13 protein-coding genes are annotated in these 12,864 nt (G+C 64.5%); 8 read left to right on the top strand and 5 right to left on the bottom strand.

Annotation, left to right across the window (positions count from 1 at the left end; translation table 11 throughout):
• Positions 1-13: 13 nt before the first annotated feature.
• The 4 genes from BLS85_RS02065 (at position 14) to BLS85_RS02050 (ending at position 4,603) form a co-directional block, all read left to right on the top strand.
• A complete protein-coding gene (locus tag BLS85_RS02065) occupies positions 14-1,582 on the top strand; it encodes an ABC transporter ATP-binding protein (protein WP_092781321.1) in 1,569 nt (522 codons plus the stop codon).
• A 31-nt stretch (positions 1,583-1,613) separates the two neighbouring features.
• On the top strand, positions 1,614-2,672 hold the full coding sequence (locus BLS85_RS02060) for an ABC transporter permease (protein WP_092781318.1): 1,059 nt from the start codon (positions 1,614-1,616) through the stop codon (positions 2,670-2,672).
• Complete coding sequence (locus BLS85_RS02055) at positions 2,659-3,588, top strand: ABC transporter permease (protein ID WP_092782123.1); 930 nt, start codon at positions 2,659-2,661, stop codon at positions 3,586-3,588. The genes BLS85_RS02060 and BLS85_RS02055 overlap by 14 nt, the downstream gene beginning before the upstream one ends.
• A 433-nt stretch (positions 3,589-4,021) precedes the next feature.
• A complete protein-coding gene (locus BLS85_RS02050) occupies positions 4,022-4,603 on the top strand; it encodes a GGDEF domain-containing protein (protein WP_176793266.1) in 582 nt (193 codons plus the stop codon).
• Here the strand turns inward: BLS85_RS02050 and BLS85_RS02045 are convergent.
• From BLS85_RS02045 to BLS85_RS02035, 3 genes are read right to left on the bottom strand one after another with little or no spacing between them, the layout of a single operon-like run.
• A complete protein-coding gene (locus BLS85_RS02045; protein WP_092781312.1) occupies positions 4,598-5,926 on the bottom strand; it encodes an ATP-binding protein in 1,329 nt (442 codons plus the stop codon). The two genes, BLS85_RS02050 and BLS85_RS02045, sit on opposite strands and share 6 nt — an antisense overlap.
• Positions 5,927-5,968: 42 nt before the next feature.
• Complete coding sequence (locus tag BLS85_RS02040; protein WP_092781309.1) at positions 5,969-6,694, bottom strand: response regulator; 726 nt, start codon at positions 6,692-6,694, stop codon at positions 5,969-5,971.
• Entirely contained in the window at positions 6,691-7,182 is a 492-nt protein-coding gene (locus BLS85_RS02035) for a MarR family winged helix-turn-helix transcriptional regulator (RefSeq protein ID WP_092781306.1), read from the bottom strand. Before BLS85_RS02035 ends, BLS85_RS02040 begins: the two co-directional genes overlap by 4 nt.
• Positions 7,183-7,336: 154 nt before the next feature.
• Here BLS85_RS02035 and BLS85_RS02030 point away from each other — a divergent pair, with 154 nt between their 5' ends.
• The gene (locus BLS85_RS02030) at positions 7,337-8,251 is read left to right on the top strand and encodes a branched-chain amino acid aminotransferase (RefSeq protein WP_092782120.1); all 915 of its coding nucleotides are present in this window, start codon (positions 7,337-7,339) and stop codon (positions 8,249-8,251) included.
• Between the two features lie 430 nt (positions 8,252-8,681).
• On the opposite strand, the gene BLS85_RS02025 is transcribed toward BLS85_RS02030, so the two are convergent.
• Both BLS85_RS02025 and rpmB read right to left on the bottom strand, forming a co-directional pair.
• Positions 8,682-8,873, bottom strand: a complete 192-nt coding sequence (locus tag BLS85_RS02025; protein ID WP_092781303.1) for a hypothetical protein — start codon at positions 8,871-8,873, stop codon at positions 8,682-8,684.
• Positions 8,874-9,036: 163 nt separating this feature from the next.
• A complete protein-coding gene (gene rpmB, locus BLS85_RS02020; RefSeq protein ID WP_092781300.1) occupies positions 9,037-9,333 on the bottom strand; it encodes a 50S ribosomal protein L28 in 297 nt (98 codons plus the stop codon).
• A gap of 216 nt (positions 9,334-9,549) precedes the next feature.
• Here rpmB and BLS85_RS02015 point away from each other — a divergent pair, with 216 nt between their 5' ends.
• The 3 genes from BLS85_RS02015 to BLS85_RS02005 are packed head-to-tail and all read left to right on the top strand — an operon-like array spanning position 9,550 to position 12,850.
• Positions 9,550-10,647, top strand: a complete 1,098-nt coding sequence (locus BLS85_RS02015) for an LptF/LptG family permease (RefSeq protein ID WP_092781298.1) — start codon at positions 9,550-9,552, stop codon at positions 10,645-10,647.
• A 56-nt stretch (positions 10,648-10,703) separates the two neighbouring features.
• Positions 10,704-12,173, top strand: a complete 1,470-nt coding sequence (locus BLS85_RS02010; RefSeq protein WP_092781295.1) for an ArnT family glycosyltransferase — start codon at positions 10,704-10,706, stop codon at positions 12,171-12,173.
• Complete coding sequence (locus tag BLS85_RS02005) at positions 12,170-12,850, top strand: phosphatase PAP2 family protein (protein WP_092781293.1); 681 nt, start codon at positions 12,170-12,172, stop codon at positions 12,848-12,850. The genes BLS85_RS02010 and BLS85_RS02005 overlap by 4 nt, the downstream gene beginning before the upstream one ends.
• Positions 12,851-12,864 lie beyond the last annotated feature (14 nt).

Below are 12,864 nucleotides of genomic sequence, written 5' to 3'. Positions count from 1 at the left end.
GGGCGGCCCATTCATGGCGACATCCTCGACCCCGCCGCCAGAGCTTGCGCCCCCGCGTCTCGCGTTGCGCGACGTATGCAAGAGCTTTCCCGGCGTGGTGGTCAACGACCATGTGAGTCTTGATGTCCGTCCGGCCGAGATTCACGCCCTCCTGGGAGAGAACGGGGCCGGCAAGTCCACCCTGATGAAGATCGTCCATGGGGTGCTGGCGGCCGACGCGGGCGAGATCCTGTGGGAGGGGCGCCCCGTGCGCATCGACGGCCCGGCCGAGGCGCGGCGGCTCGGGATCGGCATGGTGTTCCAGCACTTCGCTCTGTTCGAATCCCTGACGGTGGCGGAAAACGTGGCCCTTGGTCTGGGCACACGAGACACCATGAAAACCCTTTCGGCGCGTATCCGGGCGGTGTCGGACGGCTATGGCCTAGCGATTCAGCCCGAACGCCACGTGCATGAACTGTCGGTGGGCGAGCGGCAGCGCGTAGAGATCGTGCGCTGCCTGCTTGGTGCGCCACGGCTCATCATCCTCGATGAGCCCACATCGGTGCTGACCCCCCGGGAAGCACTGGCGCTGTTCGAGGTGCTGCGCCGGCTGCGCGACGAGGGATGTTCGATCCTGTACATCTCCCACAAGCTGGATGAGATCCGCATGCTCTGCGACCGGGCATCCATCCTGCGCGGCGGGCGGGTCGTGGCGACCGTCGATCCCCGGCAGGAAACCGCCCGGTCGCTGGCGCGCCTGATGATCGGCACCGCGCCCCCGGACCTAAAGGAGCGACGGCGGGAACCGGACGCTGCCACGCCGGCCGGCGCGATGCTGGAGGTTGCCGGCCTGGACATGGACCGGGATGATCCGCATGGCACCGATTTGCGGGGGGTCTCGTTTGCTGTCAAAGCGGGGGAGATCCTGGGAATCGCCGGTGTCGCGGGTAACGGCCAGAATGCGCTGATGCGCGCGCTCTCCGGGGAACGCCGACTGGCTCATCCCGAGGTCATCCGAATCGCGGACAGGCCGGCGGGCCACCTGGGGCCGCGCGCGCGTCGCGGGTTGGGACTCGCCGTGGTGCCGGAGGAACGGATGGGGCAGGGGGCGGTACCCGACCTGACCCTTGCCGAAAACGCTCTTTTGTCGGCCTATCGGCATCACGGCTTGGTGAACAGGGGGTTGGTGCATCGGAACCGGTCGCGAGACTTCGCCGGCCGCGTCATCCAGGCCTTCAACGTCATCGCCCATGGCAGCGCGGCCGAGGCGCGCAGCCTCTCCGGTGGAAACCTTCAGAAATTCATCATCGGCCGGGAGATTCTCCAACAACCGCGTGTGCTGGTGGCGGCGCATCCGACCTGGGGCGTGGATGCCGGCTCGGCAGCCGCGATCCATCATGCTTTGGTTGATTTGCGCGACCGGGGCGCCGCCATCCTGGTGATTTCCCAGGACCTGGACGAACTGTACGCGCTGTCGGATCGGATCGCGGTAATCGCGGCCGGCCGGCTGTCCGAAAGCCGTCCCACGCACGCCGTCACCGCCGAGGACATGGGCGTCCTGATGGCCGGCCTGTTCGAGGGGGGCAACGCCCATGTGGCCTAGGCTGGAGGCGCGTCCCGAGAGGTCGCGCCTGATGATCTATCTGACCCCCCTGATCGCGGCGGGCCTGACCGGAGTTGCCGGGGTGATCTTGTTCGCCGCCTTGGGCCATGATCCCCTTCGCGCCCTGCATGCCTTTTTCATCGCGCCCCTGAGCACTGGCTTCGGCTGGAGCGAACTGATCGTGAAGGCCACGCCGCTGGTGCTGTGCGCGCTGGGACTGGCCGTGGGCTTTCGCGGCAATGTCTGGAACATCGGTGCCGAAGGGCAGTTGATCCTGGGCGCCATCTGCGCCGGCGGGCTGGCGTTGTGGGCCGGTGACGCCAAACTGCCCTGGCTGCTGCCGACGATGGTGTTGGCCGGCATGATCGGCGGCATGGCGTGGGCTGCAATCCCGGCGCTGCTGCGGGTACACTTCAACGCCAATGAGATTCTGGTGAGTCTGATGCTCACCTATGTCGCCGAGTTGCTTTTGGGGTATCTGGTTCATGGCCCCTGGCGCGATCCGGCCGGGTTCAACTTTCCGGAATCGGCTCTGTTCGGTCCGTCCGCGCAGTTGCCGGCCCTGGTCGAGGGAACGCGCCTTCACGTTGGCGCGCTGTTCGCGCTGGCCGGCGTCGGGGGGATCTGGCTGTTGCTGATGCGGGCCTTCATCGGCTTTCAAGTCAAAGTGATCGGGCTGGCGCCGCGCGCCGGCGGGTATGCCGGGTTCAGTCAGGCCCGCGTCATCTGGCTGGGACTGCTGTGCGGCGGCGGCATGGCGGGGCTTGCGGGAATGGTTGAGGTTGCCGGTCCCATCGGCCAACTTCATCCACAGATCTCGCCGGGCTACGGGTTCACGGCGATCATCGTCGCGTTTCTCGGCCGCTTGCACCCGCTGGGGATTCTGCTGGCCGGCCTGTTCATGGCATTGACTTATCTGGGCGGCGATACGTTGCAGATTGAACTCGGCCTGCCACGCGCTGTGACCGGCGTGTTCCAGGGCATGATTTTGTTCTTTCTGTTGGCCGCGGACGTGCTGATCCACCATCGCTTCCGCTTTGGCCGCCGACCTGTTCAGCCGCGGGGAGGGGACCGACATGGACGGGCTTGATGGCGTCGTCGCCCTGCTGGTGGCCATGATCCGGGCCGCGACGCCGCTTGCGCTGGCGGCGGTCGGCGAGTTGGTGACCGAAAAGTCCGGCGTGCTGAACCTGGGCGTCGAGGGGATGATGCTGGTCGGCGCGGTCGCTGCCTTCGCAACGGCGGTGATGACGGGCAATCCGGCGCTGGCCATCCTGGCAGGCATGCTGGGGGCCATGGCGCTGGCGCTGGTCTTCGGGATCCTCACGCTTGGACTTCTGTCCAATCAGGTCGCGACCGGGTTGGCGTTGACTATATTCGGCGTCGGTCTGTCGGCCTTCATCGGTCAGGGTTTCATCGGAATCCCCATCGAGGGACTGGACGCCCTCCACATCCCGGGATTGTCCGATCTGCCGCTGATCGGGCCGGTGCTGTTTGCCCACGATCCGCTTGTGTATGCCTCTGTCTTGGCGACCATCCTGGTCGGTTGGGGGCTCTATCGCACACGGGTTGGACTGGTGATCCGCGCGGTAGGGGAGAACCACGACGCCGCCCATGCGCTCGGATATCCGGTGATCGGCATCCGCTTCCTGTGTGTGCTGTTCGGCGGCGCTATGTCAGGTCTGGCGGGGGCCTATCTGTCGCTGGCCTATACGCCGATGTGGGTGGAAACGATGACCGCCGGACGGGGGTGGATCGCGCTGGCCCTGGTTGTCTTCGCCACCTGGAAGCCTGGACGGGTGCTGCTGGGGGCGTATCTGTTCGGGGGCGTGACCATCGTGCAGCTTCATGCCCAGGGCGCCGGGCTGGCTGTCTCGTCCCATCTGCTCTCAATGCTGCCGTATCTGGCGACCATTGTTGTCCTGGTGCTGATCTCGCGGGACCGAACGCGCATCCGCCTCAATGCGCCGGCCTGCATCGGTCGGCCCTTTCGCCCGTCCCACTGACGATAAAACCGTAGGATTTGAGAAGAGTTGTCGGTATTTTACGCTGGCTGGCGATAGGAATGGCTCGTCCGACTCCGGATCCCTTTGGGGCGGCGTTGATTCTGAGGCTTTCGTTTGTATCGCCGCAGCGCTCCTTCGGGGCGCCCGGCGCCGGGGGCGCCGGTGCCGTCGCACCGGCCGATCAACGAATGAAGTCAGTTCATTCGTCGATCGGTATTACAGGGTTACACATCCTTAACTTCCTTCCCTTATCAAGATCATGTGTTGAACTCCCAAGGGCTGCCCGCGCATGAGGACAAGCTTCGGACCATCTTCGTCTGACGTGACCCGCGCCTATTCAGCGCGCGCCGGACGTGTTGTCCTGAACAAGGCACCTCACACGGGCGGCGTGGAGCGTCCGGTCGCTCATGTTCTTGGCATCCCTGACGATCAGATGACGCCCGCCGTCAGCACCGCGATTCAGCGGCTTCTGGGGGAAGTTCAGCAGTTGCAGGAGGAACTGGAGGGGCTGCGGGAGCGCGTGAAAAGCGCCGAGGCTCTGGCCGACGCCGATCCGCTGGTGCCGCTGCGAAACCGCCGCTCCTTTGTCCGGGAACTGGAACGGATGATCGCCTATGCGGAACGGCAGGGACACGGCATCGCCCTGCTGATGTTGGATGTTGACGACCTCAAGCCGATCAATGACCGGGGTGGTCATGCCGCCGGTGACGTGGCGATTCAGCAGGTGGCCGCCTCGCTGATCGACTGCACCCGAGCGTCCGACCTTCTGGGCCGTCTGGGAGGAGACGAGTTCGGTGTCGTGCTGATGGACACGGATCTTTACGGGGCGGAGGAGATCCGCGCGCGCATCGAGTTCGAGGTCTCTCAGAAGACCGTCGACCTTCCCGAAGGGCCGCTGGCATTGTCGGTATCCTGCGGGGTCTGCGCGTTCGAACCCGGGCTTTCGCTTGAGGATGCCATGCGGCAGGCTGACGAGAGCATGTACCGAAGCAAGCGAGCCCGCCGACTTTCATAGCGGCAGTTGCAGTTTCACCCGCAACCCACCTTGCGGGCTTTCAAGCAACGCGATGTCTCCGCCCATGCCCCGGACCAGATCCCGGGCGATGGTCATGCCCAGGCCCATGCCGCCTGTTTTCAGGTTTCGTGAGGTTTCCAGTCGCTGGAAGGGCTTGAAGACGGCCTCACGGTCGGCTGGCGCGATCCCGGGGCCATCGTCATCCACGAAGATCTCGACGTGATCGTCGATCAGAAGAACCTGGACGGTCACGGTGTCGCCATGACGAATGGCGTTGCCAAGAAGGTTGCCGATGCAGCGTTCGAAAGCCTGCCGCTTCAGGGGCAACGTGATCGGTTGGGCGACGGTCAGGAAAATGGTTCCGCCGGCCCGACGGTGACGGTCCACGACATCCTCCAGCACGGCCCCGAGATCGGTCGGCCCGGCCGTTTCGGTGCCGGTGCCTCGCGCGAAATCGAGATAGGCCTCGACCATGCGCTCCATCTCCGTGACATCGGCGCGGAGATCGTCGACGCCCTCGACCCCTTCCAGCATGGCCAATTGCAGTTTCATGCGGGTCAGGGGGGTCCGTAGGTCATGGGATACGCCCGCCAGCATGCCCGTGCGTTGGTCGATCTGGCGTCGGATGCGGTCACGCATGGCGATGAAGGCCCTGGCCGCCTGCCGTACCTCGGTTGCCCCGGTGACTTTCAGATCCGGAGCCTCCCGCCCCTTTCCGAAGGCGTCGGCGGCGCGCGCCAAGCGCAGCAGGGGGCGGACCTGATTGCGCATGAAGATGGCAGCAACCCCAAAGAGCACAATGGACGAACCGCCCATCCAGAACACGAACAGAAAGATCGATTCCGTGAACAGGCGGTCCTTCCAGACGTCCACCGACAGAAGACCGCCAGGGGTCTGCATGTGCACCGTCAGTTCGCCCTCTCCGGGGCGCCCGTCGATGGTGAACGGGTAGGGGATGTAGTTGCCGATGCGCTGGCGCAGGGCCCGCTCGATCGGGTCGCTGCGCTGGGCCGGAATGCTTGGCAACTGTCCGCCGGGTGAGAACCGGAACACGAGCCCCTGGGTGATGCGGGCCACGCTGAAAGCCCATTCGCGGGTTTCTTCGCCAGGGTACGTGTAGATGAGACGGGCGATCAGCCCGATCTCAGAGGCCACCGCTGTATTGAGGCGACGTGAGACAATCTCCCAATGGCGGTCAAAGAACACGTAGGCGGTGATGATCTGCAACAACACCAGCGGAATGACGATGATGAGGAGGGACCGCGCCATGATGTCCCGGGGCAGCAGGCGCTTAAGCGGCCGGAACGGTTGAAATCGGGGCATGACGATCCGGCCTCCAGAGGACAGGGCACGGTGGGCGGGCACCTAATCAGGTCGGAGAAGGTAGCCGCGACCACGCACGGTATGAAGATGTCGTGGCATGCGAGGGTCCCGCTCAAGCTTGCGGCGCAGCCGTGTCACTTGGACATCAACACCACGGGGATTGGCGGCCGCGCCGGTCAGCTGCGCGAGTTCGTCCCGGCTGATGACCTCCCCGGCCCGGCTCGCAAGGACCATCAGAAGCTGCCGTTCGGTTGTGGTGAGGTGTACCGGTTCGCCGTCGCGGGTCAGGGACTCACGGCGCGGATCCAAGATCATGGGTCCGAACCGAAGAAGTGCCAGCGCGGCGTCGGCGGTCTGTTCCGCCGGACGTTCCGCCACGCGGCGCAGGATCCCGTTGAGGCGCAGCAGCAATTCCCGAGGCTCGAAAGGCTTCGGAAGGTAGTCGTCCGCGCCAGCCTCCAGGCCTCGAATGCGGGCCTCCGGGTCGCCCATCGCCGTCAGCATCAGAATCGGAACGGAACTGGCCTCGCGCAATGACCGGGTCAGCGAAAGACCATCCTCGCCGGGCATCATCACATCCACGACCAGGATGTCGAACGCCAGGGCCGCAAGTTGCCCCCGGGCTTCTTGGGGATCCGCGGCCGTCGTGACCAGGAATCCATTATCGGACAGAAAGCGGTTCAGGAGGTGACGCAGCCGTTCATCATCGTCCACGACCAGGACGTGGGGCAGGTCCGCCGGATCATCGGAGTCTATGCCTGGGCTCATGTGTCACCTCTCCGGGAGAACCGGTTCCGGTCGGGTGGGTCCATGATGCCCAACAGGACGGATCGGAACCCCTGTACAGCCTCGCCGCCTGTCTCACGATAGGCGCGGGCGATCCTCTGGCGCTGGGCTTCGGTCAACTGACGTTCGATCTCCAACCCCTTGTCGGTCAGTTCGAGAAGGCGCTGACGGCGATCCGTCGCGCCTTTGTGCTGGATGATAAATCCTTCGCGAATCAGCTGACCCAGGACGCGGGAGAGACTCTGTTTGGTGATGCGCAGAATATCCAGCAGCGCGCTGACCGATATCATGGGGTGGCGACCGACGAAGTAGATCACCCGGTGATGGGCGCGGCCGAACCCGTTCCGGGCCAGCATGGCGTCGGCCTCCGAAGTGAAGTCGCGATAGGCGAAAAACAGCAACTCAATGGCCTGGCGCAGATCCTCCTCGCGAAGGAACAGCGGGTTGGGCCCAGGTTTGTGGTCAGTCATCGGGGTGTGTCCTCGCCTGCGGCCATGGCACGCGGTGGCGGCGATCCGCTCGCGCTTCGTCAATATACGTCAGGTTTGTTGACATATTATCCCAACAATGTTACCGGTTCCAGGTGGTTTTTGGACAGATTCCATCTTCAGGAGGCGAATGACCATGGCGAACGCTCCGTTTGATGACCGCGACGGCACCATCTGGTTCAATGGCGAGTTGGTGGACTGGCGTTCGGCCAAGGTGCATGTGCTGACCCACGCCCTGCATTATGCCTCCTCCGTTTTCGAGGGAGAGCGAGTCTACAACGGGACCGTCTTCAAACTGACGGAGCATACCGAAAGGCTTCACGAGTCGGCCCGGCTGATGGGATTCCAGATCCCCTATTCGATCAATGAAATCAATGCCGCCCATGACGTTGTGCTGAAAGCCAATGCCATCTCGGACGGTTACGTCCGTCCTCTGGCGTGGCGCGGATCCGAGATGATGGGCGTGTCGGCCCAGAAAAACCGGATCAATCTCGCGATTGCGGCGTGGGAGTGGCCGTCGTACTTCTCGCCCGAGGCCCGCATGGCGGGGATCAAGCTGGCCATCTCTGACTGGCGGCGCCCGGACCCCGCCTGCGCGCCCGTGCAGGCCAAGGCGGCCGGGCTGTACATGATCTGCACCCTGTCGAAGCATAAGGCGGAGCAGGAGGGCTTTCACGATGCCCTGATGCTGGATTGGCGCGGCCGCGTGGCGGAGGCGACCGGTGCGAACATCTTTTTCCTGATGCCGGACGGCAAGCTGCATACCCCTGTGCCGGACTGTTTCCTGGACGGCATCACCCGCCGCACGGTCATCGGCCTTGCCATTGAGGCCGGCCTAGAGGTGGTCGAGCGGCCAATCATGCCCGAGGAAATCGCCCAAGCCGAGGAAGTCTTCCTGACCGGAACCGCCGCCGAGGTGACCCCCGTCGGGCAGATCGGAAACGACACGTTCACGCCGGGAACGGTGACACGCCTCTTGATCAAGGCCTATGATCGGGCCGTCGGTCGCACCAATGACCTAACGGCGGCGGCGTCCACCTCCGCCTCTTGATGGGCCTAGACACATCGAACATGACGGTTCCAATCTTACCTTCTCAATCTGCCCCGGCACACGGAACGGCGGGCCCTTGCCAAGGCTGAGGTGACGCGGCTCGGGGTATCCGCGGAGGTCGTGGAGGGCGTGGACGGTGCCACGCTCTCGAACCTTGATTGGGGCCCGGTACGACGGGCGGCGGTGTCGGGCTGTCTACGGGCAGGACGTGCTGCCGTCTGAACTGGGGTGCTATCTGGGACACGAGCGCATTCTGCGGCGAACCGCGGATCTGTCTCTTGGTTCAAGACATGGCTCGTACCTCTTGCGCACTCATGTGAGAGGTGCGCAGGGTTACTTCGTCACGCGGGGTGGCGCGGAACGGATCCTGGCGTACAGCTGGCGGATCGTCGACGACGCTCCGTGACGTCTACCGTCAAAATCGGCGCGTTTATTGATCGTCCGAGGTGCTGTGTTGCTGGTTCGGCGTTGCCGGGATATCGGACGTGCGCTCAGCGACTTTCTGTGAAATACGGGAAACGGAATCGAACATTCGGAACAGGGTGAACAGCAACAGCATGCACACCACCGTCGTAAAGCCCGCAAGAGCGTAGAAAACGTAAGGGTCCAGCCCGAAAGTCATGACAGCACCCGCTCGACAGCGTCCAAACAGAGCGGCCATCCGTACGGGACGGTCGCCATGGTTCGGGTCCACAAAAGAGCCAAACGTGAAGGATTGCAAGGACAATCCGCCGCTTGGCGCGATCCTGCCCAGGCCACTGTTCGTGGAGCCGTTCGCCCGAAGATCAGGCGGCGGCGCGGTCCTCAGCGGCTTTCTGCACCAGACGCTTAATCTTGCGAAGCTCCGGCGACAGCTTGGTGTTGGCGGTCGTCATCAGGAAAGCGTCGATGCCGCCCACGTGCTCAATGGTCCGCAGACCATGTGTCGACAGGCGCACTCTCACCGTCCGATTCAGGGATTCGCTCATCAGCGAGGTGACCTGGAGGTTCGGCAGGAAGCGACGCTTACTCTTGATGTTGGAGTGGCTGACGTTGTTGCCAGTCTGCACGCCCTTGCCCGTCACGGCGCAACGTCGGGCCATGGTGGTATCCTTCCTCGTCGGATCGCGGTTGTCGTTTGAAGGGCCGGTGTTTAGCCAGAACGGTCCGCGCCGTCAAGATTTTCCTGAACGGCGTGATCGACAGTGCCCGTCGGCACGCGTTGGCAAGACCGCGAACAAAGGTGTAAGAGCATCGTGTGCGAAACATGGTCGCGGCCGGCGGCCTGATTCTTCTCTCCCGTATCCGGACTCCGCCGCGTGCAGCCGACCCTGACAGTCTATATCGCCCGTCGCTTCCTCATCACCCTCGGCCTGACCGTGCTGGTGGTCGCGGGCGTGATTCTATTGTTCGATGTCATTGAACTGCTGCGTCAGACCGCGAAGCTCGAAGACGCAACCCTCGGACTGGTGGTCAGGATGGGGCTGCTGCGCCTGCCTTTGATGTTGCAGACGGCCTTGCCGTTCGTGTTTCTCGCGGCGGCTCTGATGACATTCTGGCGGTTGTCGCGATCCAGTGAGTTGATCGTCGTGCGCGCGGCGGGTGTTTCGGTCTGGCAGATCATGCTGCCGTTGTTCGCGCTGGTCCTGTTCCTTGGTGTCATCAACGTCGGTGCCCTGAACCCCGTGGCCGCGACTCTGTTCACCCAGTTCGAGCGGGTCGGGCAGACGGTTGGCCTGGGGACCGACAAACCGTTTTCGCTGTCGCGCGGCGGATTATGGCTGCGCGAACAGAAAGAGGATGGCTTCCGGGTCCTCCATGCCCGCAAGGCGCACCAAGACAACGGGGAGTTGTTCCTGTCGGAGGTGCTCGTTCTGGAAATCGGTGACGACGACATTCCGGATCAACGCATTGATGCGCGAAAAGGGAGGCTTTCCGAACAGAGACTTATTCTTGAGGGCGTCACGATTTCGATTCCGGGGGAAGTGCCGCAGCGGCTCCCGAAGATGGATGTCGCCACGACTTTGTCCCTGCCGGAAATCCAGGAGAAGTTCGCGGCACCGGAATCGATTTCCTTCTGGGCGCTGCCGAATTTCATCGCTTTCTTCGAGTCGGCGGGGTTTTCGCCCCATGCGCACCGGATGCACTGGTATGCCCTGCTGGCATCGCCGGCCATGCTCTGCGCCATGGTCCTGCTGGCGGCCGTTTTCGGGTTCAACGCCAGCCAGCGGCGGGGGGACTGGCTGGCCCGCGTGATCGGGTGCACCGTCACCGGATTCCTCGTCTACTTTTTTTCCCAGGTGACCTATACCCTGGGCCAGTCGCAGACGCTGCCCGTCCTGTTGGCGGCATGGTCGCCGGCGCTGGTCGCCGGGCTGTTGGGCCTTGCCCTGCTGTTCCACCTGGAGGATGGATAGAACCGTGACCGGCCGGTGGCCGGTTTGCGTTCCCCATCAATGAAGGCAAAGACTGGATGCATTATTCGTCGAGAGAGGCACGCGCCCCTGTCCTCGACCGTTTGTCAGCTGCGCTGTCGGCCCCCTGGCCTGTTGCCGCCATCGTGGTGGCGGTGACCCTGGCTCGGATCGGGTTCCTGATGACGGAGGCGGTGCCCCCCCTGACACCGACGGAGGCGGAACTGTGGGTGATGGGGCGCGATCCTCATCCGGCGTGGCCTGGGCCGGGGCCACTCGGTCCGTGGTTGCTGGGGCTTCTCAATTGGTCCTGTGGAGCAGAGGCGTCTTGCCTCAGGCTCCTGGGGCCCCTGGCACAAGGGTTGGCGACGTGGTGCGTGTATCAACTGGGATGCTCGCTGTTCGACCGGCGCACCGGCTTCTGGTGCATGATGGTCCACGCCACACTGCCCGTCGTTTTCCATGACAGCGTTCATATCGATGCCATCGCCCTGCTGGCGCCGCCCTGGGCGCTGGCCCTGCTGGCCCTGGGCCGCACCATGTCGGTGGAGCAGCATCTCACGGACTGGGTGGCTCTTGGGGTGGGGATCGGGGTCGGTGTTCTGATCCATCCGGTGATGCTGGTGTTCATCCCACTGGCCCTTCTGTTCCTGCTGTTTTCAGAAACGGCTCCCCGGCTCCCGTGGCGGCCGGGGCCCTATGTCGCGCTGTTGACCGCCCTGGCGTGTGCGTGGCCGGACATCATGTGGAACGCGGCCCACGGCTGGAGCGGATACGAAGCCTTGCTGTTGGCGCTCCAGGACGTGACCGTGCCTCAGGCGGGGATCGCCGCCGCCCTGGGCTGGCAGCTCGGTCTGGCCGCGGTCCTGCTTGGACCGATCTTGGCCCTGGTGGCGGGCTGGCTGACCCTGCGTCTGCCCCTGGAGGTGGCTCGACGGACATTTCGGGATTTCCGGGCACGCCTTCTGATGCTGTTTTCCATTCCCGTACTCGCCATGGCTTTGGCGGCTGCCCTTGCCGGCAACGATCTCGCGACCCTAATTGCGCCGGCCGTGCCCGCCCTTGTCGTTCTTGTCACGGCCTGGCTGTGCGTGCGCGACAGGATGGGATGGGTTCGGGCCATGGTTGGGGTCAATGTCCTGCTGATCGCACTGGTCTGGCGGGGGCCCGGTCTCGCGCAGGACGCGGGGTGGGTCGTGCCCTCATGGTTGAACGCTGAGAACAGCGGCCTCGCCTGGACCGCGGTCGGGCCATGGCTTGAGTCGGTGGCCGAGGCATACCCGGATCATCCCCTTGGGGTCGCCGGCGACGATGCGGCATTGCTGTCCTATCACGCCGAGACGCGCGGACTGCATCCGCGGGTCGTCGGCTCCGGTTCGGACAGTGTCGGGGCGTTCAGCGGAATTTTGGTGATTCCGGCGGCGTTGGCCGATGCCGGCGGGGATATTCGGGCCCGGTTGAGCGTGACCCTGCCGGGCGGAGAACGCCGCGAATGGGCTGTCGTCAAGGTCGAGCAGGACACGCCATGACGCCGCACAGTTGGGACCCGCAACCGCTGGCGGGCTGGCGCTGCCGGATCCTGTTGGCCCTGGTTCTGGTGTTCGTCGTGTTCCCGCAGGTGGACCTGGGAGTCAGCGCGCTGTTCTACGATCCGGCCACGCAGCGGTTCGTCTCCGAAGGCCCTCTGCTGAACCTGATCCGCAAGGGCGTGCCCCCCGTGCTGTACGCGGTGGTCCTGTTCCTGGTGCTGATCTGGCTGGGCGACAGGCTGGGTCCGGGGCTTCGGGCCGGCTGGCCCCGGGGCCGTCACATCGCCTTCCTGGTGCTCAGTCTGGCCCTGGGACCCGGTCTGATCGTCAACGGCGTCCTTAAGGAATTCTGGGGGCGCGCACGGCCCAACGACATCGCGGCGTTCGGCGGCGCTGGCCACTACACGCCGCCCTTCATGATCGCCGACCAGTGCGCCACAAACTGCTCGTTTGTCTCCGGTCACGCCGCCATCGGGTTCTGGGTCGTGGCCTTCGCCCTGCTGGTGCCCTCCCGGTGGCGCCGCACCGCCATCGCAGCGGCCCTGGCCTTCGGGGTGATCGTCGGCGGGGCGCGCATTGTCGTCGGCGCCCACTTCCTGTCCGACACCCTGTTCGCCGCAATCATCGTCGTGACCCTGACGGTCTGGCTGCACCGCCAGCTTCTGCCGGAGCAGTGAGGCCGGATTTCGGC

Origin of the sequence: Rhodospira trueperi (genome assembly GCF_900101965.1) — a bacterium.
GTDB classification, from domain to species: Bacteria; Pseudomonadota; Alphaproteobacteria; order Rhodospirillales; family Rhodospirillaceae; genus Rhodospira; species Rhodospira trueperi.
This window is presented reverse-complemented; position numbering and strand designations above follow the sequence as displayed.